Source organism: Pseudomonas sp. HAR-UPW-AIA-41 (assembly GCF_002304225.1).
In the GTDB taxonomy this organism is placed as follows: Bacteria; Pseudomonadota; Gammaproteobacteria; order Pseudomonadales; family Pseudomonadaceae; genus Aquipseudomonas.
This window is the reverse complement of sequence record NZ_NSLB01000001.1, coordinates 330,270-352,231: the sequence shown is the minus strand read 5'-3', so window position 1 is coordinate 352,231 and position 21,962 is coordinate 330,270. Positions and strand designations below refer to the sequence as shown.

Genomic DNA, 21,962 nt, shown 5'->3' with positions numbered 1-21,962 from the left:
GTGGATAAAACAACGGCGACGGTGCCGGAGCACAGTCGCGTGATGCCTGGATCAGTGGCTGTCGCCCAGCGACAGCAGCGAGGCATTGCCGCCCACCGCGGTGGTGTTGACCGAGGTGGTGCGCTCGTTGGCAAAGCGCAGCAGGTAGCTCGGCCCGCCGGCCTTGGGCCCGGTACCGGACAGCCCGCAGCCGCCGAAGGGTTGCACGCCGACCACCGCACCGATCTGGTTGCGGTTGACGTAGAGGTTGCCCACCCGCGCCAGTTGCTCGATGCGCCGGGCGGTTTCCTCGTTGCGGCTGTGCACGCCGAGGGTCAGGCCGTAGCCGGTGGCATTGATCGCCGCCACCACCTGTTCCAGCTCGCTGGCGGCAAAGCGCACCACGTGCAGGATGGGGCCGAAGTGCTCCTTGCCCAGCTCGTGGATGCCGCCGATTTCGAACGCCACTGGCGCGACGAAGTGGCCATTCAGACCAGCCGGCAGCCTGGCTTCGGCAATCAGCTTGCCGGCCGCCTTGAGCTGCTGGATGTGAGCGTCCAGACCGGCCTTGGCCTCGCCGTCGATCACCGGGCCCACGTCACTCTCGCGCCGGTGGGTCGGGCCCACGGTCAGCTCAGCCATGGCGCCCTTGAGCAGGTCGATGACCCGCTCGGCGATGTCGCTCTGCACATAGAGCACGCGCAGGGCCGAGCAGCGCTGGCCGGCGCTGGTGAAGGCGGACGCCACGGCATCCTTGATCACCTGCTCGGGCAGTGCGGTGGAGTCGACGATCATGGCGTTCTGCCCGCCGGTTTCGGCGATCAGCGCGGCGATCGGCCCCGGCTTGTCGGCCAGCTGGCGGTTGATCAGGCGGGCCACCTCGGTGGAGCCGGTGAAGCACACCCCGGCGGTGCGCGCATCGCGGCAGAACACGCCGCCCAGGGTGGCGCCATCGCCCGGCAGCAGGGCGAACACGTCCTTAGGCAGACCGGCCTCGAACAGCAGCTGGGTGGCGCGCGCGGCGATCAGGCTGGTCTGCTCGGCCGGCTTGGCCAGCACGCAGTTGCCGGCGACCAGCGCGGCGCTGATCTGGCCGAGGAAGATGGCCAGCGGGAAGTTCCACGGGCTGATGCAGGCAAACACGCCACGGCCTTCATGGAACAGCTCGTTGCGCTCGCCGGTCGGCCCCTGCAGTTCCTCGCGGCCCAGGCGCAGGCGGGCCTGCTGGGCGTAGTAGCGGCAGAAGTCGACTGCTTCGCGTACCTCGTCGATGCCGTCCTGCAGGCTCTTGCCGGCTTCCAGGGTGCACAGTGCCATCAGCTCGGCGCGGTGGATTTCCAGCAGGTCGGCCAGGCGTTCGAGGATGCCCGCGCGCTCGTCCACCGGCGTGGCATTCCAGCGCGGCCAGGCGCCGGCCAGCACGTCCATGGCCTGGGCAGCCTGGGCGGCGCTGGCCCACCGGGCGGTGCCGACCAGTCGGTTGAGGTCGTAGGGGCAGCGCACATCCTGTGCGGTTCCGGCGAGGCTTTCGCCATTGATCACCGGTGCGGCCTGCCAGGTCTTGCCCAACTGGGCGTTGAAGTCGGCCTCCAGACCGGCCCACTGACTGAGGATATTCATGTTGATGCCCTGAGAGTTTTGCCGCGCGCTACCAAACAGCGCCAGCGGCAGGGGAATGCGGTCGTTGTGCAAGGTGCGGAACTGGCGCAGCTGGCTGGCCGGGTGCTCGATCAGCGAGTCCACCGGCACGGCCGGATCGACCAGCTGGTGAACGAAGGAGGAGTTGGCGCCGTTTTCCAGCAGGCGTCGCACCAGGTACGGCAGCAGGTCCTTGTGTGCGCCGACCGGGGCATAGATGCGCACGGTCTTGCGGTGCTGCTCCAGCACCGTGTCGTACAGCGCGTCGCCCATGCCGTGCAGGCGCTGAAACTCGAATTCGCGCGGCTGCTTCTGCTCGGCGGCCATCGCCAGAATGCAGCTGACAGTGTGCGCGTTGTGGCTGGCGAACTGCGGGTAGATGATGCCGCGGGTGTGTTCGCTGAGCAGGAAGCGGGCACAGGCCAGGTACGAGGTGTCGGTGCCTTCCTTGCGGGTAAAGACCGGGTAGCCCGGCGCGCCCTGCATCTGGCACTGCTTGATCTCGCTGTCCCAGTAGGCGCCCTTGACCAGGCGCAGCGGCATCTTCGCGCCGAGTTCCCTGCCCAGCAGGGTCAGCCACACCAGCACCGGCAGGCAGCGTTTGGAATAGGCCTGAACCACCAGGCCGAACTCGCCCCAGCCGGCAATGGCCGGGTCGCGCATCAGCTTCTCGTAGAGTTCGAGGGACAGCTCCAGGCGGTCGGCCTCCTCCGCGTCCACGGAGATGCCGACATTCAGCTTGCGCGCGCGGATGGCCAGCTCGCGCACATTGGCGAACAGCTCGGTGAGCACGCGCTCGCGCTGCGCCACTTCGTAACGCGGGTGCAGCGCCGACAGCTTGATCGAGATCGACGGACGCGGGCCTGGTCCAACCTGTGGTTCAGCGCCCACGGTATCGATGGCCTGACGATAGTCGGCCATGTACTTCTCGGCGTCGGCCTGGGTCAGGGCCGCCTCGCCGAGCATGTCGAAGGAATAGGTGTAGCCCTGTTCGCGGCACGGCCGGCCGTTCTTCAGTGCCTCCCCGATGCTGCGGCCCAGCACGAACTGTTTGCCCATCAGCTTCATGGCCTGGTTCATCGCCGCGCGGATCACCGGTTCGCCGGAGCGCTGGATCAGCTTGCCCAGCACGCTGCCGGCCTTGCCCTGCGGGCTCTCCAGGTTGACCACCTTGCCGGTCATGACCAGGCCCCAGGCAGCGAAGTTGACCAGCACGTTGTCACTCTTGCCGACATGCCGTTCCCATTCGGCGGCATTCAACTTGTCACGGATCAGCGCGTCGGCGGTCGCGGCGTCCGGCACGCGCAGCAAAGCCTCGGCCAGGCACATGAGCATGAGCCCTTCCTGGGTATCGAGGCTGTACTGGCGTAGCAGTGCGTCGAGGGTATCGACGGCATTGTCCCGGCTGCGCACCTGTTCGATCAGGGCGCGGGCATCGCGGCGGATAGCCTCGATACCGGCAGGGCCGGGGTCGGCGAGCTGCAGGAGCTCATACAGGTAAGCTTCCTCGTCGACGGCGTAATTGGCGCTGATGGCGGGGAAGAACTCGGCGGCTGTCTTTTTGAGAAAGTCGCCCTGCAAGACGTGACTGGCTGTGAACATCACGCCCCTCCTCTCTTGTGGAGAACTGTTGTTATTCGGTCTAGCCCATTGCCCGGCCAGCGTCAGATCAACAGGCGATCAGCACCAGTCCCGGGCGGGATAAGCGAATGTAGTGGCAGGGTGATGACAGCTTCTTGCAGGAAACTGCGGAGTTTTTGCAGAAAACTCCGCAGGGCAAAACGACCGTTTGAACGGCGGCCGTCACTCGGCCCGGCGCAGGCGTCTGGGGGTCAGACCGAGGTAGCGGCGCATGGCTGTGGTCAGCGCGCTCTGGCTGGAAAAGCCGCACTCCTCGGCGATGCGCACCAGCGGCAGCGGTGTTTCCCGCAGCAGACGGCTGGCATGGTCGAGGCGGGTCTTGAGCAGGTACTGGTGCGGCGTGAGGCCGACATCATCCTTGAACTGCGCGTGGAAATGGCTCGGGCTCAGGCACACCACGCCGGCCAGTTCGGCCACGCTGATGCGCCGTGCCAGGTGACTGTTGATGTAGGCATCCAGACGCTGCAAATCCAGCGCGCTCGGCGCCCGTCGCGGCTGCTCGCCGAACAGGCGCAGGTGCAGGGCGCGCAGCAGCACGCCACCCAGCGCACGGGCCAGTTGCGGGTCGCTGCCATAGCGGGCCAGCTCGGCGCCGGCATAGCTGAGCAGGTGATGGAAGTCGGCATCCAGGGTCGGGTAGCGCGGCACCTCGAACAGCTGGGCGAGCAGTGCGCCATCCTCGTCCGCGCTCACCGGCTCGGCCAGATCGAGAATCAGCATGCGGTTGTCGCCCACCCCGGCGAACTGGTGACCGGCATCACCCGGCACCAGACAGGCGCGCATCTGGCAGACCTCGCCGCCGCGACCACCGACTTCGAACTCGGCACGCCCGGACAGCGACAGCACCAGTTGGTGGTGATCATGGGCATGTTCGTGGGCCTGATCATCCAGGCGCAGCAGGCGGGCGTTGTACATGGGCGGACACACAGGCAGATTCGGGCCCTACTGTAACCACTGGAGCCCGGCCATGCGCCATCACTGCGACTAACGGATAGATCAGAGGCTGGCCAGTATCTTGCTATCACCCTGCTGAACCCTGTTGTAGTGACTGGTCACAAGGAAGACTGCCATGCTGGAGTTCGGCATTTTCATTCTCAACCGCTGCGGCGCCCTGCGCGCCTGGCTGCCCGCCCTGCTAGCCTGCCTCGCCGTGTTACTGGCCTGGCGGCAACAGGCGGGAGCTGCCGTGGCCTTGCTGGGCCTGGCGCTGTATCTGCTGGCGGCGCTGCAGCAACGCTGGCAGCGCCATCTGCGACCCCTGCAGCACACACTCACTCTGCTAGGTGAAAGCCTGGCCAGCCCTCCCCAGGGCGAAGCACTGCTGGTGCGTTGCCGCGAGCAGCAGCGGATGGCCGAGCGCCTGCGCAGCGAGGTGCAGTTCGCCAGCCAGGCGCTGGAGCAGATGGCCGAGCACACCGAGACCCAGGCCAGCCAGCAGAGCCAGCGGGTCGCGATGATCGCGGCGGCCAGCGAACAGATCAGTCAGACCCTGCTGCAGATCCGCGAGCATGCCGAGCACGCCATGCAGGCGTTCGGCCAAACGCACCAAAGAAGTGAAGACGGCTGCCAGGATGCCCATAAAGTGGGCAGCGCACTCTTCGATATCGAACAGAGCCTGGGCCGCACCAGCGGCGCGGTCGGTGAACTGCTCAGCTGCACCGCCGCCGTCGAGAAAGCCGTCGGCAGCATCCAGGGTCTGGCCAAGCAGACCCAGCTGCTGGCGCTGAATGCCTCCATCGAGGCGGCCCGCGCCGGCGAGCAGGGCCGCGGCTTTGCCGTGGTTGCCGACGAAGTGCGCCACCTTGCCCTGTCCACCAGCCAGGCCGCCAGCGACATCACCCAGGTGGTCGGCGCGATCGCCCAGGCCGTGGCCGAAGTGCGCCATCAGGTCGATGAGCACCGCCATCTGCTGGTTGCCGGCAACCAGCAGAGCCTGCATCTGGCCAGCAATCTCGACGCCCTGGCCAGCGACAGCCGCAGCAATCTCGAACAGCTGGCGAGCATGCGCCAGGCCCTCGGCGAACACAGCCAGGCCAACCAGTCACTAAACCAACAGTTGCAGCAGATCAGCGATGTACTGAACCGGCAGAGCAGCGACAACCAGCGCCTGCATCAGCTGACCCTGTACCTGACCCAGATGACCCTCATTCTCGGTTCCGCTCCCGTTGCGGCACAGCCACAACGGGAGAAAGCTCTGGAGGCCCGCCCATGACCACTCCCCTGAGCGCCCTGCTCCTGCTCGCCGGCCTGCTGATTCCGGCGCTGCTCGCCGCCCGCCTGCGTCAGCAGGCCCTGCGCCGCCAGACCGCGGCCTGGCTGAACACCCTGCATGTCACCCTTGAATTGCTGCAGCGCCTGCAGCAGCACCGCGGGCTGGGTGGCCAGAACAGCGCTGAGGCAGCAGAAAAATGCCGCCAGCTTGGTGAAGAAATCGGAAATCTGTGGCGACGCTGCCCGCAGGACGACAGCGGGCTGGCCGAGCTGGATGGTCAATGGCGCGCGCTGCGTCAGACGCCGGCCGACTTCGCCGGGCATTGCCGGCTGATCGAGCAACTGCTCAACGCCCTCGAACAGCTGGAGCTGCGCCTGGCCACACGCCAGCGCCGGGTCAGTGGCCTGGCCCAGGCCTGCCGCGAACTGGAAGACCTGGCCCAGCTTCGCGGCCTGGCCGTGCGCGGCGCCCAGCATGCGCACTGCCCGCTGCCCCTGCAGGTACAGATGCGCTACCTGTGCCAGCGCCTGAACGCCGACGCCCGCCACCCGCAGTGGTACCTGCCCCTGCAGAGACTGCAGCACGAGCTGATCGACGCGCCGCAGGTACGCATCCGCCCCGGCGACTGCTTCGCGCTGCTCACCCCGCTGATCGATGGCCGTCTGCGCGAGATCCACATGAGCCTTGGCTGAAACCGCCAGACTTTTTGCCCTGGGCGCAGCGGGCCTCTATCCTGAGCATCCGCTTTCGCCCTTGTGACAGGAGTCGCCCGATGTCTCTGCTGCGCCCCACCAGTCTGCTGCTGGCCCTGGCCACCCTCGCCGGCTGCGCCACCCAACCCGCCACCGTCAGCATCGAACCCTCGGCAAAGGCGCTGCAGGTCAGCCCCGGTCAGTCGGCACGCTGCAAACCCATCGAGCTCCAGCAGGGGCAGACGCTGATCCTAAGCCTGCCGAGCAACCCCACCACCGGCTTTCGCTGGCAGCTGTTCGATGCCGCGCCCAGCGTGCTGAAAACCCTCGGCCCCGAGGTCTACCGCGTGCCCGAAGAGGCCGGCATCGTCGGCAGTGCCGGGGTCTCCACCTGGCGCTTCCAGTCAGTTCAACCCGGTCAGGGCCGCCTGCTGCTGCAGTACCAGCGCCCCTGGGAACAGGGGGTGGCGCCGGCACTGATCTACGACTGCGCGGTGCAGGTGGACTGACGCCAATCGCCGGGGGTTTTGTCGCCTGCGGCCTGTGTTTGCACGAACGTACCCGGCATAGTGGCGCCTTCATCAACGGAGGACGCCCATGCGCTGGCTGATTTTCGCCCTGTGTTCTGCCCTGCTGTTCATCTATGGCCTGGCAATCGACTCAACCGAGTTGCGCCTGCTGACCAAGGGCCTGCCCGTGCTGGCGCTGATCTTCTGGCTGCGCAGCGCACCCGAGGGGCCCTACCGGCGCTGGATCAGTCTCGGCCTGCTGTTCTCCCTGGCGGGTGACATCATCCTCGACTGGCCGGCCGATCTGTTCGTCTTCGGCCTGGGCGCCTTCCTCATCGGTCACCTGTGCTACCTGGTGGCCTACCTGAGTGACAGCCGGCGTTTTGCCCCGCTGGCGCTGCTGCTGGCGCTCGCGGCAGGCGGCGGCATGTTCGCCGTGCTGGCCAGCCGGCCGTTGGGCCCACTGCTGATTCCGGTGGCGTTCTACGCCCTGACCATAAGCGCCATGCTCTGGCGCGCTCTGGCCCGGATTGGTGAGCCGAACATCGCGCGCGCCTCGGCCTGGCTCGCGGCAGTCGGTGCGGTGCTGTTCGTCATCTCCGACAGCCTGATCGGCATCAACCGCTTCGTGGCCCCGTTCGACGCTGCCCGCTACGCGATCATCGTGACTTACTGGCTCGGCCAGTTCGGTATCGCCGCTTCGGCCTTCCAACGCCGCGGATAAATCGGAGTGAAGCACGGCAGGCCACCTGCGCATGAGCTATAGACATAACTCCACTTGCGCAGGAGGCCCTATGTCCAGCATTCATCTCCCGGTTGCAGCCCTGCTCTCTACCCTGGTTCTCGGCGGTTGTGGCAGCCTGCTGCCCAGCGAGCGCAACGAGGTGAAATCGCCCTTCAGCGACTACCTGGACGCCGAGATCAGCTTTGCCCAGGCCAAGCCCGGCCGCACCACACGCGCCGAACTGGCACATCTGGGCTTCGATCCGCTGGCCGAAGGCAACGGTCGCATGCTGTCGTTCATCGACGTGCGCCTGATGTTCGTCCAGCCCAATGTGCCCATCGACTACCTGCCCAGCGGTCTGGTGGAATGCCTGGAGGCCAAGGACCGCTGTGTGGGCTACTCCTTCGAGTTCACCAAGACCAACACCGAGCGGGTTGGCAGCTTCTGGGCCGACCTGTTCAATTTCCGCAAGAAGCGCGAGATCCACAGCTGGTCGTTCCGTCCGGTATTTGTGCTGATCGATGACAAGCTGGTGCACAAGGTCAGCAGCGGCGAGCCCAATGTGCGCCGGGTCGAGTCGAAGAAGAACCCGCTCGGCCCGCTGCAGGGCGCCGGCGAGTTCATCGCCGACCAGCTCTGAAGGCGCCAATCCAGCGCAGAGGGGGCATGAACCTCTGGGCACCATTCATTTTCCGCACAAGCGTAAGCATGGCTGACGCCTGCTCATGGATCTGCTGTGACGCAGGGCACCGGGCTTGGGTAAAATGCCGGCCCGTTTCCCCCTGGTAGCTTCACCGTGACCGACAGCCCCGACCGCATCTACGCCACCCCGCAGGCCCAAGTGAGCGACTTCGCCTTCAACGAAGACGTGGTGCGCGTGTTCCCGGACATGATCAAACGCTCGGTGCCGGGCTATCCGACCATTGTCGAGAACCTCGGTGTGCTCGCCGCGCAGTTCGCCCAGCCGGGCAGCGCGCTGTATGACCTGGGCTGTTCGCTGGGCGCGGTGACCCAGGCCATGCGCCGTCATGTGAAGAGCGAAGGTTGCCGGGTGATCGGCGTGGACAACTCGGCGGCGATGGTCGCGCGTTGCCACGAATACCTGCACGCTCAGGACTCGATGTTTCAGGAACTGCTGCCTTATGAGCTGATCGAAGGCGACATCCTCGCCCTCGATTTCCAGCCAGCCTCGGTGGTGGCGCTGAACTTCACCCTGCAGTTCATTGCACCCGAGCGCCGTCTGGAACTGCTTACGCGCATCCGCCAGAGCCTGTTGCCGGGTGGCGCGCTGATTCTCTCGGAGAAGCTGCGTTTCGAAGATGAAGCCGAGCAGACGCTGCTCACCGACCTGCATATCGCCTTCAAGCGCGCCAATGGCTACAGCGAGCTGGAGATCGCGCAAAAGCGCAGCGCTCTGGAAAACGTGATGAAACCCGACAGCCTGCAGCAGCACCGCGAGCGCCTGCTGGCCGCCGGTTTCCGTCAGGTCACGCCCTGGTTCCAGTGCCTCAACTTCGCCTCGCTGGTGGCCCTGCCATGATCGAACAACTGGACCTCGCCCGCCTGCAACAGAGCCTGGCCGGCAGCCCGCTGGCCGAATGGGCTGACGACCTGCCGGCGCAGATCGGTGCCAAGCTGGCCGTCGGCCACGGCGACCTGGAGCGCTGGCAGGCCGCACTGGCCGCTCTGCCGGCGATCACGCCAAGCCAGACCGAGCTGGTCAATGAATTTCGTCTGGACGCACCGCTCGATGAGGCCACCCGCGAGCAGTTGCTGCATGCCCTGCAGGGGCTGATTCCCTGGCGCAAGGGGCCGTTCCAGCTGTTTGGCGTGCATGTCGATACCGAATGGCGCTCGGACTGGAAATGGGCGCGCGTATCTCCGCATCTCGACCTCAAAGGCAAGCGCGTGCTGGACGTCGGCTGCGGCAATGGCTACTACATGTGGCGCATGCTCGGGGCCGGCGCCGGCAGTGTGATCGGCGTCGACCCCAACTGGCTGTTCCTCTGCCAGTTCCTCGCGGCCAAGCGCTACCTGCCGGACCTGCCTGCCTGGCACCTGCCACTGGCCTCCGAGGAACTGCCGGCCAAGCTGCAGGGTTTCGATACCGTGTTTTCCATGGGCGTGCTCTATCACCGTCGCTCACCCATCGATCACCTGCTGGAACTCAAGGACTGCCTGCGCAAGGGCGGCGAATTGGTACTGGAAACGCTGGTGGTCGAAGGCGATGCGCAGCAGGTGCTGATGCCCGAGGACCGTTACGCGATGATGCGCAATGTCTGGTTTCTGCCGTCGGTACCGGCCCTGGAGCTGTGGCTGCGCCGTGCCGGCTTTGTTGACGTGCGCTGCGTGGATGTCTCGGTGACCAGCGTGGCGGAGCAGCGCGCCACCGAGTGGATGCGCTTTCAGTCGCTGCCCGACTTCCTCGCCCCCAATGATCACAGCCGCACCGTCGAGAACCTGCCGGCGCCGACCCGCGCCGTACTGATCGCACGCAAGCCTTAACGCCTGGGCAAAAGCGTGGCCGGGGCGGTCATACTGGCGTAACCTGCAACTGTTATCGCACGAGCCTCTGCCATGCCCCATTGGCTTTCTCGCTGCAGTGTTCTGGCCCTCAGTCTGTCGGTGCTGCTGAGTCAGGCAGAGCCACTGCAGCTGTATACCGAGGAATACCCGCCGGTATCCTTCTCTGTAAAAGGTCGTGCCGAAGGCATGGCCAACGAGCTGGTGCGCGAACTGCTCAAACGCCTTGGTGAATCCGGGGAAATCAGTGTGGTGCCCTGGGCAAGGGGTTATCACACCGTGCAGCAGACGCCCAATACCGCCTTGTTCGCCACCATCCGCAATGCCGAACGCGAACCGCTGTTCCGCTGGGTCGGCCCCATCCTGCTGGCGCAGGACAGCTTCTACGCCCTGAAGAATTCAGGCATCCAGCTGCACGATCTGGCGGATGTAGCCAAGGCCGGTCCGGTCGCCGTGCCCCGCGACTGGTTCAGCTATCAGGAACTGCGCAATCTTGGTCTGACAAACCTGCTGGGCGTCACCGAACCCGAACAGATGTTCAAGATGCTCAAGCGTGGCCGGGTCAAGCTGATCGTGGCCGACAACCTGAGTTTCTACAGCACCGGTGACGCCGCGCAGCAGGTCGACTACCTGACGGCCAAGGATGTCGAGGTCGCCCTGCCCTACCGCGCCTCACTGGGCTACATCACCTTCTGGCACGGCACCGATCCGGCCGTGATCCAGCGCTGGCAGCGCGAACTGGACGCGATGAAAGCCGACGGCAGTTTCAGCCGCATCTACCAGCGCTGGCTGCCGGGCGAGCCTGAGCCCTAACCGACGGCAGGCCGGCGGGCCGGCTGAACAGCAGACGCAGAGCAACGATCAGGCGCTGGACAACTGCAGGCATATCTTCGCTGCCGCATCGAGGAGACACGAGTAATGAGAGCCTCCCTGCAGTCGCTCCATGGTCACCCCGCCCGGAAAAGTCCGGGCCAGATAATCGGCCATAGCGACCGGTGACCAGTTGTCGTGCGTGCCGTGCCATAGATGAACACTCGCCTCACACTCGAAGATGCCGGCCGACCACGGCGCAAGAAACTGATTGATGTCTCTCATGTAGCCACTGGCGCCCTGGGTAAAGCACGACTGCAGGACATCCTTCATCAGCGTCCTGAACGCCGGCTGACTGGCAAGAGCCTTGTCCTGCCCTGCCGCACTGGCAAACAGTAAACGAGCCAATACGCCAGGCAGCAGCGAAGCCAGGAATGCCTGCGACTTTGCCAGCCCGCTGAACAGCACGGGCCGGTTCCTGGCCAGAGAAAAAACGCCCTTGCCGGCCATCTCGTTGAGAAAGTCGCCCTCATCGAGCGGCGCCACCGCCGAAACCAGATGCAGACTTTTCACCCTACCCGGCATCTGCCGGAAGACCTCCAATGCAACGTGACTGCCGATGGAAAAACCGATGAAGTCGACCGGAGTTCCGCGAACCGCCTCATCAATAGCCTGCGCGATGCGCTGGTAGTAGAGGGCACCACTGACGGATGGATCGATCGAGAATCGATCGAAACAGAGCACGCGCAACCCCAGTGCTCGCGCGCTGCTCTCGAACACTGAAGCCTCAATGGGCGAACCGGGTACCCCATGGAAATACACAACGGGCTTACCCGAAGGGTTTCCATACTCACTAAAGTTCATAGCCACTCCCGGCCAGGATCGATTCCGTGTTCTATCACCAATCCGCTGAAAATACGCTGAGGCTGACAGCCGCATTGCCGTCATCCAGCTTGGCTTTCCTCTGGCCAAGGCGCGATGACGCCGCTAGAATTGCGCACTTTTTGATCAGCGCAGCCCTGCGCACGGCTCTCTGAGGTTTTCCATGTCGTCCAACACCACTCCCAAAGTCGGTTTCGTTTCCCTGGGCTGCCCCAAGGCTCTGGTCGACTCCGAGCGCATCCTCACCCAGCTGCGCATGGAGGGCTATGAGGTCGTGCCGACCTATCAGGACGCCGATGTGGTGGTGGTCAACACCTGTGGCTTCATCGACACCGCCAAGGCCGAGTCGCTGGATGCCATTGGCGAGGCGATTGCCGAGAACGGCAAGGTCATCGTCACCGGCTGCATGGGCGTCGACCAGTCGGCGATCCGCGATGTGCACCCCAGCGTGCTGGCCGTGACCGGCCCGCAGCAGTACGAGCAGGTGGTCAACGCCGTGCACGAAGTCGTGCCGCCGAAAACCGAGCACAACCCGCTGATCGACCTGGTGCCGCCGCAGGGCGTCAAGCTGACCCCGCGCCACTACGCCTACCTGAAGATTTCCGAAGGCTGCAACCACAGCTGCAGCTTCTGCATCATCCCGTCGATGCGCGGCAAGCTGGTCAGCCGCCCGGTCGGCGAGGTGCTGGGCGAAGCCGAACGTCTGGTCAAGGCCGGCGTACAGGAACTGCTGGTGATCAGCCAGGACACCAGCGCCTACGGCGTGGACACCAAGTACAAGACCGACTTCTGGAACGGCCAGCCGGTCAAGACGCGCATGCTCGAGCTCTGCCAGGCCCTGGCCGGGATGGGCGTCTGGGTGCGTCTGCACTATGTCTACCCGTACCCGAACGTGGATGACGTGATCCCGCTGATGGCCGCCGGCAAGCTGCTGCCCTACCTCGACATTCCCTTCCAGCACGCCAGCCCGAAAGTGCTCAAGGCCATGAAGCGCCCGGCCTTCGAGGACAAGACCCTGGCCCGCATCAAGGCCTGGCGCGAGATCTGCCCGGAACTGACCATCCGCTCGACCTTCATCGTCGGCTTCCCCGGCGAGACCGAGGAAGACTTCCAGTACCTGCTCGACTGGCTGACCGAAGCCCAGCTCGACCGCGTCGGCTGCTTCCAGTACAGCCCAGTGGACGGCGCTCCGGCCAACGACATGGATCTGGAACCGGTGCCGGACGAGATCAAGCAGGAGCGCTGGGAGCGCTTCATGGCGCACCAGCAGGCCATCAGCGCCGCGCGCCTGCAACAGAAGATCGGCAAGGAAATCGAAGTGCTGATCGACGAAGTGGACGATGAAGGCGCGGTCGGCCGCGGCTGGGCCGACGCCCCGGAAATCGACGGCAACGTCTATATCGAGACCACTGCGGTCAAGCCGGGCGACAAGATCCGCGTGCGCATCATCGATGCCGACGAGTACGACCTGTGGGCCGAACCGGTCTGACACGAAGCTGAACAAACGCCTCAATTAAAACGCCGCGACCCCTCACCTTCGAGTCGCGGCGTTTTCGTTTATGCCGCTGTCTGGGCTAATGGCTGATTACATCAGCCCAACCTTAGCCACTGCTCCAGCGGCTTCGGTTTTTCCACACCATAGCCCTGCACATAATCGACACCCAGTTCGAGCAGACGCGCACGGATGCTCGCCGTCTCGACATACTCGGCGATGGTCTTGCGCCCTAGCGCATGGGCGATTTCATTGATCGAGCGAACCATGGCCAGGTCGCTGGGCGAACGCTCGATTTCCTTGACGAAGCTGCCGTCGATCTTCACGTAATCCACCGGCAGACGCTTGAGGTAATCGAAGGAGGAAAAACCGACACCGAAGTCGTCAATCGAGAAGCTGCAGCCCGCCAGTTGCAGGTGACGTACCAGATCGGCGGTCTTGGCCAGATTGGCCACCGCAGCAGTTTCGGTCAGCTCGAAGCAGATGCGTGACGGCTCGACCGCATGCTGTTCAAACAGACTCTCGATAAAGCCCAGCAGCTTGTCGTCATTGAGGCTGCTGCCGGACAGGTTGATGGAAATCGAACTGCTGTGCTGCCACACGTGTGGGTGCCGTTCCAGCTCGTAGAAAATTCGTTTGAGCACCCAGCGATCAACCTTGGGCATGCGCTGGTAACGTTCAGCGGCGGCAATGAAGTCGACCAGTTGCAGGTCGTTCTCCATCACCAGCAACAGCTCGTAATGTGGCAGCTCATCGCTGTCCTCGGCCACCGGCGCAATCTGCTGCAAACGCAGACTCAGCTCTTCGCGCTCGACAATATCGTCAACCCGCGCAGCGATAGCCAGCAGGCCGTTGTGCTCGCCATCCTGCTCCTCGCGATAGCAATGCACACGATTACGGCCACTCTGTTTCGCCGAGTTAGCAGCACTCTGCAAATCGCCGATGACATTCGCCACGTCATGGCGGCTGCTGGCCTCAACCACACCGATGCTCACAGTCAAGCTGTGGCGGCGCTCTTCCCAGACAAAGCCCTGACTTTCGACCTCACTACGCAGACGCTCGGCCAGCCCCAGCGCCTGCGCCTCGTCATGCCCAGGCAGAGCTATGGCAAAGTCGACGCCACCCACCCGCGCCAAACTGGCATTGGCGGGCAGCAGCCTAAGCAGGCGCTCAGCCAGTTCACGCAGACAGGCATCCCCCGCCACAGGACCAGCATGCTGATTGAGCAGAATGAACAAATCGATATGTGCCAACAGGAAGCTTTGCGGCAGCGGACCTGCAAGGCATTGCGCTACCGACACCTCGAAGCTGCGCCGATTCAGTAGCCCCGTCAGCTCATCATGGCTGCGCGCATGGGTGATCTCGTGATAGAGACGACCAACGATATCCTGCAAGGTGTTCTGGATAAGTCCCTCGCCAGCAGCCTCAGCATCACTGAGCAACAGGCTACCGCTGGCCAGCGCAGCTAGCAGTTGATCTCCGTTGAGATTGCCGGCCTCACGCCCCTGGGTGTCGACCAGAACATAGTGATCCATCGACGGATTGCACCAGATCAGTTGCAAGGCCTGCCCTTGGGCATCACGCAACCAGTCGCCGGCCTGCAGGGCATCGCGGCGCTCGCGCCAGCGCTGCTCGGTGGAGTCCAGTACCAGTGGCTGAGCACTGATCTGCGGCGCAACCGTGACAAACTCGATGGGCTCCTCGCCCAGCAACTGCCTGCGCAGGCTCGTCAGTACCGTCAGGTACTGGTATTGGCCAACCAGAAAGCTCTCCATGCGCCGACGCAGGATATCCAGCAGATGCTCCACTTCGTAGGCGCGCTCTACATCATCATGATCAAGCGCCGACAAATCCTCACTGCGTTCTAGCCAACGATTAAGCAACGATGTCAGGGCCAGATCACCACGCCAACCAACGCTGTCTTCGCCGTTGCGGATCAGCTCATGAACCAACAGTTCCTTCCAGCCAGCGGCCAACCAGTCCAGCAGGACCTGCGCGGCCCGACCACCATGCAACCCATACATGGCCGCATCGACCTGCCGGCGCGCGCCCTCGAGTGTGTCGCGACCACGATGTGCCTGCATTACCCGCTCAGCACTGTTGCGGTAGGCACGCTGCTGCAGAGCCAACAGCTCGTCCAGAGCCGACGCCTGGGCACTTAACACCTGTACATCGCCCTGATAGCTGGCATTGAGCGTTTCGATCACGCTCTGCAGCCGAGCCTCCAGGGCACGATTGGGAGGATCACAGGCATCAGCCAACCGCAGCACCTTGTCCAACGTGGCGCGCAGGGGGTGAGCCGGATCGGCAAAAGCAGCCGGATTGGTCAGAGCAGCCTGCAGCACCGTGGGCAGAAGGCTGCGCAGCGCCGGTTTAAGCCCGGCGGCCAAACGCTCCTCCTGGTCCAGCGCATCAAACAGTTCGCCCACCAGCAGAGCATCTTCGCGTTGCCGGGGGCTGATCATGCAACCCTGCGATTCCAACTCGTGCAACCACTTGGAAGCCGCCCAATGCTCACCGGCAGGCGGTCGCTGCACGCCGGCAAAGCCCTCTGCCAGCGGTAGACCTGCCTCGCTACCCGATGGCAGGTCTGCACTCGTTGAATACGGCGAACCAACCGCACCCTGTCCTATGGCATGACCAACCGGCCGCCGCGCCTGACGTCCATCCTGCGCCTGTCGCAACTCATGAAACGCCTGATAGGGCTTAGCCAGAGCAGCCTGACGCTGCGGAACCACTGTCTGCCTCAGTGATGATTGAGGGCTTGGACTCGGCTCAAGAGGCTCCACATGATGCTGGTTGAGTACCTGCATAAGTGCCTGCAGGTAGCCCATCAGGCTTGTCGAGAGCACGCGCTGAACCGTGTTCTGAAACACGAGACGCGCCAGAGGAGCCTGTTGACGTAACTGCAAGGCCTCCTGTAGCTGACGCAATAGAAACTCCAGACCAAGTGGATGATCACCCTCACGGGGCTGCAGGTTGCTCAGACGATTGAGACAGGAACAGACGCGCCACTCCAGTGGGCCGAGGGTTTCGCGCAAACTACGTACGAGACGCTTGGCCTCCAGCAAATCATCTACCTCGGCGTCATCCACCAGGCTCCACTGATTGCTGTTGTCTTCCTCCTCGACCTGTGGACCCTCGCCCAGCGGCAAGTACTGACAGAGACGTGCCACTACTTGCTCGATGGCCTGACGACCATGGGTACGACAGACTCGCCGCAGCTCATTGCAAGCTTCGGCATCCCGATTGGAAAACGCCTGCAGACTCTGCTCACCCAGCGCCAACTCCAATGCCTGCAACAGTTCGCGCAGAGCGTCCGGCAGCTGCGTGCGTACAACGCTGCACAGTGCCTGACTGATAGCAGTGGCGATCGGAGCTGGCATGGCGAGGGGAAGCCTCCTGCACGAATGAACGTCCTCTTTGGACTATAGCCAGCCCAGTCACCGAAGCGAAGATAAATACCTGACTCACCCGATAGAGGTCTGGCACAGCCGCAGTGAACGTCTACGCTTGCTGGGAATTGCCTGCGGAGTCACCGGTCATGGCCCAAGCCCCTCTACCGCCAGCCGACAAGGACAAGGAAACCCGCCTGTTCCTGTTCCTCATCGTGCTGTTCTTTCCCCTGCTGTCGATCGCGCTGGTCGGTGGCTTCGGCTTCATCGTGTGGATGCTGCAACTAATCATGGGCCCGCCCGGCTCGCCGCTCTGAACGCCAAGGATCCCCTCATGGATGACACCGTGCATATCGCCAGCCTGCTGGTGCACTGCCGCCCCGAACTGCTGCCGCCGCTGCTGACCAACCTGCAGTGCCTGCCCGACGTGGAGCTGTACCAGCACAGCCCGGAAGGCAAGCTGGTCGTGGTACTGGAGACCCGTCATGAACAGCAGATCCTCGAACGCATCGAGCAACTGCAACAACTGCCTGGCGTACTCAACGTCGCGCTGATCTATCACGAACTCCTCAGCCCGGAAGGAGCCACCGCATGAGTCTGACCCGCCGAGAATTTGCCAAGGCCCAGGCCGCTGCCATTGCGGCGGCCGCCGCCGGTCTGCCGATCGCCAGCACGGCGAGCAACCTGATCACCGACGCCGAGCAGACCACGCTGGACTGGAACAAGGCGCCCTGCCGCTTCTGCGGCACCGGCTGCAGCGTGATGGTGGCGACCAAGAACGGCCGCGTGGTGGCCACCCACGGCGACGTCAAAGCCGAGGTCAACCGCGGCCTGAACTGCGTCAAGGGCTACTTCCTGTCCAAGATCATGTACGGCAGCGACCGCCTGACCCAGCCGCTGCTGCGCATGAAGAACGGCGTTTACGACAAGCAGGGCGAATTCCAGCCGGTAAGCTGGGAGCAGGCGTTTTCCATCATGGCCGAGAAGACCAAGGCCGCACTCAAGGCCCATGGTCCCGAAGCCATCGGCATGTTCGGCTCCGGCCAGTGGACGGTGTGGGAAGGCTACGCGGCCAACAAGCTGATGAAGGCCGGGCTGCGCTGCAACAACATCGACCCCAATGCCCGCCACTGCATGGCCTCGGCGGTAATGGGCTTCATGCGCAGCTTCGGCATGGACGAGCCGATGGGCTGCTACGACGACATCGAAGCCACCGACACCTTCGTGCTCTGGGGCTCGAACATGGCCGAGATGCATCCGGTGCTCTGGACCCGGGTCACCGATCGCCGTCTCAGCGCGCCGCAGGTCAAGGTAGCGGTGCTGTCGACCTTCGAGCACAGAAGCTTCGATCTGGCCGACATCCCCATGGTGTTCAAGCCACAGACCGACCTGATCATCCTCAACTACATCGCCAACCACATCATCGAAAGCGGCGCGGTCAATCAGGACTTCGTCAGCCGCCACACCAAGTTCGCCAAGGGCGCCGATGACATCGGCTACGGCCTGCGCCCCACCGACCCGCTGGAACAGAAGGCGAAAAACGCCGCCACCGCCAATACCTGGAGCGACATCTCCTTCGAGCAGTTCGCCGCCTTCGTCAAACCCTACACCCTGGAGCGCGCCGCCGAAGAATCCGGGGTGCCGGCCGAGCGGCTCAAGGCCCTGGCCGAACTGTATGCCGACCCCAAGCGCAAGGTCATGTCGTTCTGGACCATGGGCTTCAACCAGCACACCCGCGGCGTGTGGGCCAACAACCTGATCTACAACATCCACCTGCTCACCGGAAAGATCAGCGAGCCAGGCAACAGCCCCTTCTCGCTCACCGGCCAGCCTTCGGCCTGCGGCACCGCCCGCGAGGTGGGCACCTTCGCCCACCGCCTGCCGGCCGACATGCTGGTGGCCAACCCCAAGCACCGCGCCACCGCCGAGAAGATCTGGAAGCTGCCCGAAGGCACCATTCAGGAGAAGCCCGGCTTCCACGCCGTGCAGCAGAGCCGCATGCTCAAGGACGGCGTTCTCAAGGTGTACTGGACCCAGGTCACCAACAACATGCAGGCCGGGCCCAACGTGATGCAGGAAATCCTACCCGGCTGGCGCAACCCGGAGGCCTTCGTCATCGTTTCGGACGTTTACCCCACCGTCTCAGCCCAGGCCGCCGACCTGATCCTGCCCAGCGCCATGTGGGTGGAGAAGGAGGGCGCCTACGGCAACGCTGAGCGGCGCACCCAGTTCTGGCACCAGTTGGTGAAGGCACCGGGCGAGGCAAAATCCGACCTGTGGCAACTGGTGGAATTCTCCAAACACTTCACCACCGACGAGGTGTGGCCGGCAGAGCTTCTGGCCAAGGCACCGCAGTTCAAGGGTAAAACCCTGTTCGAGGTACTGTTCAAGAACGGCCAGGTGGACCAGTTCCCGGCCAGCGACCTGGCCAAGGGCTATGCCAACGATGAAGCCGAGGCCTTCGGCTTCTACCTGCAGAAGGGGCTGTTCGAGGAATACGCCGCTTTCGGCCGAGGTCACGGCCATGATCTGGCCCCCTTTGACACCTACCACGCCGAACGCGGCCTGCGCTGGCCGGTGGTGGATGGTCAGGAAACCCGCTGGCGCTACCGCGAGGGCCTGGACCCCTATGTGGAGAAAGGCAGCGGTGTGCAGTTCTACGGCTACCCGGACAAGAAGGCGATCATCTTCGCCCTGCCCTACGAGCCGCCAGCCGAGAGTCCGGACAAGGACTTCCCGTTCTGGCTCAGCACCGGCCGCGTGCTTGAGCACTGGCACACCGGCAGCATGACCCAGCGCGTCGACGAACTGTACAAGGCCGTACCCGATGCGCTGGTGTACATGCACCCGGACGATGCCAGCGAACTCAAGCTGCGCCGTGGCAGCGAGGTCAGGGTGGTCAGCCGGCGTGGCGAGATTCGCGCCCGGGTGGAAACCCGCGGCCGCAACAAGCCTCCACGTGGCCTGGTGTTCGTGCCCTTCTTCGATGCCAACAAGCTGATCAACAAGGTCACGCTGGACGCCACCGATCCCATCTCCAAGCAGACCGACTACAAGAAATGCGCCGTGCGCATCGAACTGGTCAGCCTGGCCTGAGGAGCCTGATGATGAGAATCCTGCCCCTGCTGCTCACCCTGCTGGCCTGCACCGCGCAGGCCACCGACTACCCGCTGGACGCACCGGCCCCGGATGGCCGGCGTGCCGGAGGCACCCTGACTCAGACGCTGCCAGCCCCGGCGCTGGTGGACGATGAAAACAAGGACATCAAACGCGAACGCAGCTACCCCGAGCAACCGCCGACCATTCCCCACGCCATCCGCGGCTATCAGGTCGACAAGAACGGCAACAAGTGCCTGGCCTGTCACAGCCGCGCCAACAGTGCCAAAAGCCAGGCACCGATGATCAGCATCACCCACTACATGGATCGTGACGGCCAGGCCCTGGCCGCGGTATCGCCACGGCGCTACTTCTGCAACCAGTGCCATGTGCCGCAGAAGGATGTGAAACCTCTGGTGGAAAACCAGTTCCGCACCATCGACCAGGTGCTGCAGGATGCCGTGCAGCAGGCCGGCCAGACTCCGTGAGGTACGCATGAAGCGACTGATCCAATGGCTGCGCCTTTACTGGGGCGTACTGCGCAGGCCCAGCGTGCATTACAGCCTGGGCTTTCTCACCCTCGGCGGCTTCGTGGCAGGCATCATCTTCTGGGGCGGTTTCAACACCGCGCTGGAGGCCACCAACACCGAGACGTTCTGCATCTCCTGCCACGAGATGCGCGACAACGTGTACGTCGAGCTCAAGGACACCATCCACTACAGCAACCGCTCCGGGGTGCGTGCCACCTGCCCGGATTGCCACGTGCCACACCAGTGGACAGACAAGATCGCCCGCAAGATGCAGGCCTCCAAGGAGGTCTGGGGCAAGATCTTCGGCACCATCAGCACCCGCGAGAAATTCCTCGAGAAACGCCGCGAGCTGGCCGAGCACGAGTGGGCAAGGCTCAAGGCCAACGACTCGCTGGAGTGCCGCAACTGCCACAACTTCGACTACATGGACTTCACCCGGCAGAGCCCGCGAGCCAGGGAGATGCACTCCACAGCCCTGGCCAGCGGCCAGGCCACCTGCATCGACTGCCACAAGGGCATCGCCCACCAGTTGCCGGACATGCATGGCGTGCCGGGTTGGCAGTGACAGAAAAAGCAGTACCGGCGGTTTGGCACCAGATCAACAGCACAAAGCTGCCAGCTGGCAGCAGTCGCCAACCCGGCAGCAGCCCGGCGGAAGCAAAAAAACGGGAGCCCTAGGGCTCCCGTACTCAATCGAGAAATGTCAGAGCCGGCCAAATCCGGCCGCCACTCCAACTACAACCTCACCTGCGCTTCAAATTGAAACGCCCGTTTAGTTTTGCAAATGTGCATGGCGCTATCCGTTTAGCTTTGTTACTGCTTTGTAACGCTTTGTAATCAGCCTCGCGCCCGCCATCGGACTCACGGCCTCAGGCCGCCTGACGCTCCAGCAGGCGGATGATCTTCTCCGGCCCCAGGCGGAACGGCTGGTAGCCGTGCGGATAGCTGGCGTAGTGCCGCGCCAGCGGGCTGTCCTGAAACGACGCCACCTCCCAGGGATTGAAGCGCCGCAGCCACCAGGCCCGCCCCTTGAGAACCAGCCACACAACGACACCGAGAGGCCGCGATGGTCTGCCCAGGCCCAGGGCCGCCAACAGCGCCGGATCATCCAGCAGCACCTTAACCAGCGGCCGGGCCAACCCGCGCAGCGGGCGTGGCAGCATCTGGCTCAGGCCATGGATGGCACCGTCGCACACCTGCTGGTTGCTCGGCGCATACACCTCCATGCGCGCCCGGTAGTCCTCGCGCCAGCTCTCGAAGGCCGCCAGCGTCGGCGGTATGTCACGGATATGCATGGCCTCGCCCAGCGCGCGGAACGCCATGAACAGCCCCTGCTCTTCGGCCGTTGTCATCGCCCGCCAGCCGAAGCGCCGCAGCCAGCGTATCGGCTCGTAGATGAACAGCGAGAGGGTGTACAGGTAGTCGTCATTGGCAATCTTGTAATGCCCGTGGATACGGTTGAGGTGCTCCACCATCTTCGCCCCGTGCGGGCCATCGACCCCGTCCTGGAGAATCTCGGTGAGGATCGCCCGGGTGTCGTCCAGACGCTTGAGGCTGTGCTGCTCGTACTGCCCGGTACGGTGCAGCAGCGCCGACATGCGCGGAATGGCGAAGGTCTTGAGCTGGGCCAGCTCGCCGGACAACAGCATGTCCAGAGGGAATTCGTGGCGGGCGAAAATACGCAGCATCTGCGCGTAATCCTGCTGCGGGTCGAGCTCGGCCAGTTGGCGGGTATGAACATGGCGACGCAGGGGCATGGGGGAAATCCTTTGACAGATAATAGACAGCTGTCTATTTATCTCCTGCTCCCCGCCCTGCACAGACGACAGGCAGCGCCCG

The 21,962-nt window shown here is 64.0% G+C and carries 19 protein-coding genes; 14 read left to right on the top strand and 5 right to left on the bottom strand.

Annotated features, from left to right (window positions below):
* Positions 1-51: 51 nt before the first annotated feature.
* A complete protein-coding gene (gene putA / locus CK486_RS01655) occupies positions 52-3,219 on the bottom strand; it encodes a bifunctional proline dehydrogenase/L-glutamate gamma-semialdehyde dehydrogenase PutA (protein WP_095938542.1) in 3,168 nt (1,055 codons plus the stop codon).
* A gap of 201 nt (positions 3,220-3,420) precedes the next feature.
* The gene (locus CK486_RS01650; protein ID WP_095938541.1) at positions 3,421-4,173 is read right to left on the bottom strand and encodes an AraC family transcriptional regulator; all 753 of its coding nucleotides are present in this window, start codon (positions 4,171-4,173) and stop codon (positions 3,421-3,423) included.
* 154 nt (positions 4,174-4,327) lie between these two features.
* Here CK486_RS01650 and CK486_RS01645 point away from each other — a divergent pair, with 154 nt between their 5' ends.
* The 8 genes from CK486_RS01645 to CK486_RS01610 all read left to right on the top strand — a co-directional run bounded on the left by CK486_RS01645 (position 4,328) and on the right by CK486_RS01610 (position 10,731).
* A complete protein-coding gene (locus tag CK486_RS01645) occupies positions 4,328-5,470 on the top strand; it encodes a methyl-accepting chemotaxis protein (protein ID WP_095938540.1) in 1,143 nt (380 codons plus the stop codon).
* A complete protein-coding gene (locus CK486_RS01640) occupies positions 5,467-6,162 on the top strand; it encodes a hypothetical protein (protein WP_095938539.1) in 696 nt (231 codons plus the stop codon). The genes CK486_RS01645 and CK486_RS01640 overlap by 4 nt, the downstream gene beginning before the upstream one ends.
* A gap of 89 nt (positions 6,163-6,251) precedes the next feature.
* Entirely contained in the window at positions 6,252-6,671 is a 420-nt protein-coding gene (locus tag CK486_RS01635; RefSeq protein ID WP_371915473.1) for a protease inhibitor I42 family protein, read from the top strand.
* 88 nt (positions 6,672-6,759) lie between these two features.
* Positions 6,760-7,395, top strand: a complete 636-nt coding sequence (locus CK486_RS01630) for a lysoplasmalogenase (protein ID WP_095938537.1) — start codon at positions 6,760-6,762, stop codon at positions 7,393-7,395.
* 70 nt (positions 7,396-7,465) lie between these two features.
* Positions 7,466-8,035: a hypothetical protein gene (locus CK486_RS01625; protein WP_095938536.1), complete on the top strand. Its 570-nt coding sequence runs from the start codon at positions 7,466-7,468 to the stop codon at positions 8,033-8,035.
* Positions 8,036-8,191: 156 nt separating this feature from the next.
* Positions 8,192-8,935: a carboxy-S-adenosyl-L-methionine synthase CmoA gene (gene cmoA, locus CK486_RS01620; RefSeq protein ID WP_095938535.1), complete on the top strand. Its 744-nt coding sequence runs from the start codon at positions 8,192-8,194 to the stop codon at positions 8,933-8,935.
* Positions 8,932-9,900 carry a tRNA 5-methoxyuridine(34)/uridine 5-oxyacetic acid(34) synthase CmoB gene (gene cmoB, locus CK486_RS01615; protein WP_095938534.1) on the top strand — a complete coding sequence of 323 codons (969 nt, stop codon included), beginning with the start codon at positions 8,932-8,934 and terminating at the stop codon, positions 9,898-9,900. The genes cmoA and cmoB overlap by 4 nt, the downstream gene beginning before the upstream one ends.
* A 72-nt stretch (positions 9,901-9,972) precedes the next feature.
* A complete protein-coding gene (locus CK486_RS01610; RefSeq protein WP_095938533.1) occupies positions 9,973-10,731 on the top strand; it encodes an ABC transporter substrate-binding protein in 759 nt (252 codons plus the stop codon).
* Positions 10,732-10,779: 48 nt separating this feature from the next.
* Here CK486_RS01610 and CK486_RS01605 read toward each other — a convergent pair whose 3' ends face one another.
* Positions 10,780-11,592 carry an alpha/beta fold hydrolase gene (locus CK486_RS01605; RefSeq protein WP_095938532.1) on the bottom strand — a complete coding sequence of 271 codons (813 nt, stop codon included), beginning with the start codon at positions 11,590-11,592 and terminating at the stop codon, positions 10,780-10,782.
* Between the two features lie 181 nt (positions 11,593-11,773).
* Here CK486_RS01605 and rimO point away from each other — a divergent pair, with 181 nt between their 5' ends.
* Positions 11,774-13,099, top strand: coding sequence for a 30S ribosomal protein S12 methylthiotransferase RimO (rimO, locus tag CK486_RS01600; RefSeq protein ID WP_095938531.1), 1,326 nt, complete (start codon positions 11,774-11,776; stop codon positions 13,097-13,099).
* 101 nt (positions 13,100-13,200) lie between these two features.
* Here the strand turns inward: rimO and CK486_RS01595 are convergent, their stop codons facing one another.
* Positions 13,201-16,488: a DUF1631 family protein gene (locus CK486_RS01595; RefSeq protein ID WP_095938530.1), complete on the bottom strand. Its 3,288-nt coding sequence runs from the start codon at positions 16,486-16,488 to the stop codon at positions 13,201-13,203.
* Between the two features lie 158 nt (positions 16,489-16,646).
* On the opposite strand from CK486_RS01595, the gene CK486_RS01590 reads away from it, so the two are divergent.
* The 5 genes from CK486_RS01590 to CK486_RS01570 are packed head-to-tail and all read left to right on the top strand — an operon-like array spanning position 16,647 to position 20,688.
* Positions 16,647-16,814: a periplasmic nitrate reductase, NapE protein gene (locus CK486_RS01590; protein WP_095938529.1), complete on the top strand. Its 168-nt coding sequence runs from the start codon at positions 16,647-16,649 to the stop codon at positions 16,812-16,814.
* Between the two features lie 17 nt (positions 16,815-16,831).
* Positions 16,832-17,092, top strand: coding sequence for a chaperone NapD (locus tag CK486_RS01585; RefSeq protein WP_095938528.1), 261 nt, complete (start codon positions 16,832-16,834; stop codon positions 17,090-17,092).
* Complete coding sequence (napA, locus tag CK486_RS01580; protein ID WP_141248861.1) at positions 17,089-19,593, top strand: nitrate reductase catalytic subunit NapA; 2,505 nt, start codon at positions 17,089-17,091, stop codon at positions 19,591-19,593. The genes CK486_RS01585 and napA overlap by 4 nt, the downstream gene beginning before the upstream one ends.
* Before the next feature lie 5 nt (positions 19,594-19,598).
* Positions 19,599-20,081 (top strand): nitrate reductase cytochrome c-type subunit, encoded by a 483-nt coding sequence (locus CK486_RS01575; RefSeq protein ID WP_371915472.1) that lies wholly within the window; start codon positions 19,599-19,601, stop codon positions 20,079-20,081.
* Positions 20,082-20,088: 7 nt separating this feature from the next.
* On the top strand, positions 20,089-20,688 hold the full coding sequence (locus CK486_RS01570) for a cytochrome c3 family protein (protein WP_095938526.1): 600 nt from the start codon (positions 20,089-20,091) through the stop codon (positions 20,686-20,688).
* 304 nt (positions 20,689-20,992) lie between these two features.
* Here the strand turns inward: CK486_RS01570 and CK486_RS01565 are convergent, their stop codons facing one another.
* Positions 20,993-21,880, bottom strand: coding sequence for an oxygenase MpaB family protein (locus tag CK486_RS01565; RefSeq protein WP_095938525.1), 888 nt, complete (start codon positions 21,878-21,880; stop codon positions 20,993-20,995).
* Positions 21,881-21,962 lie beyond the last annotated feature (82 nt).

Bases quoted from the DNA above. Each gene is read 5' to 3' on its own strand.
- putA (WP_095938542.1), bottom strand. From the start codon at position 3,219: ATGTTCACAGCCAGTCACGTCTTGCAGGGCGACTTTCTCAAAAAGACA.
- CK486_RS01650 (WP_095938541.1), bottom strand. From the start codon at position 4,173: ATGTACAACGCCCGCCTGCTGCGCCTGGATGATCAGGCCCACGAACAT.
- CK486_RS01645 (WP_095938540.1), top strand. From the start codon at position 4,328: ATGCTGGAGTTCGGCATTTTCATTCTCAACCGCTGCGGCGCCCTGCGC.
- CK486_RS01640 (WP_095938539.1), top strand. From the start codon at position 5,467: ATGACCACTCCCCTGAGCGCCCTGCTCCTGCTCGCCGGCCTGCTGATT.
- CK486_RS01630 (WP_095938537.1), top strand. From the start codon at position 6,760: ATGCGCTGGCTGATTTTCGCCCTGTGTTCTGCCCTGCTGTTCATCTAT.
- CK486_RS01625 (WP_095938536.1), top strand. From the start codon at position 7,466: ATGTCCAGCATTCATCTCCCGGTTGCAGCCCTGCTCTCTACCCTGGTT.
- cmoB (WP_095938534.1), top strand. From the start codon at position 8,932: ATGATCGAACAACTGGACCTCGCCCGCCTGCAACAGAGCCTGGCCGGC.
- CK486_RS01610 (WP_095938533.1), top strand. From the start codon at position 9,973: ATGCCCCATTGGCTTTCTCGCTGCAGTGTTCTGGCCCTCAGTCTGTCG.
- CK486_RS01605 (WP_095938532.1), bottom strand. From the start codon at position 11,592: ATGAACTTTAGTGAGTATGGAAACCCTTCGGGTAAGCCCGTTGTGTAT.
- rimO (WP_095938531.1), top strand. From the start codon at position 11,774: ATGTCGTCCAACACCACTCCCAAAGTCGGTTTCGTTTCCCTGGGCTGC.
- CK486_RS01595 (WP_095938530.1), bottom strand. From the start codon at position 16,488: ATGCCAGCTCCGATCGCCACTGCTATCAGTCAGGCACTGTGCAGCGTT.
- CK486_RS01590 (WP_095938529.1), top strand. From the start codon at position 16,647: ATGGCCCAAGCCCCTCTACCGCCAGCCGACAAGGACAAGGAAACCCGC.
- CK486_RS01585 (WP_095938528.1), top strand. From the start codon at position 16,832: ATGGATGACACCGTGCATATCGCCAGCCTGCTGGTGCACTGCCGCCCC.
- napA (WP_141248861.1), top strand. From the start codon at position 17,089: ATGAGTCTGACCCGCCGAGAATTTGCCAAGGCCCAGGCCGCTGCCATT.
- CK486_RS01570 (WP_095938526.1), top strand. From the start codon at position 20,089: ATGAAGCGACTGATCCAATGGCTGCGCCTTTACTGGGGCGTACTGCGC.
- CK486_RS01565 (WP_095938525.1), bottom strand. From the start codon at position 21,880: ATGCCCCTGCGTCGCCATGTTCATACCCGCCAACTGGCCGAGCTCGAC.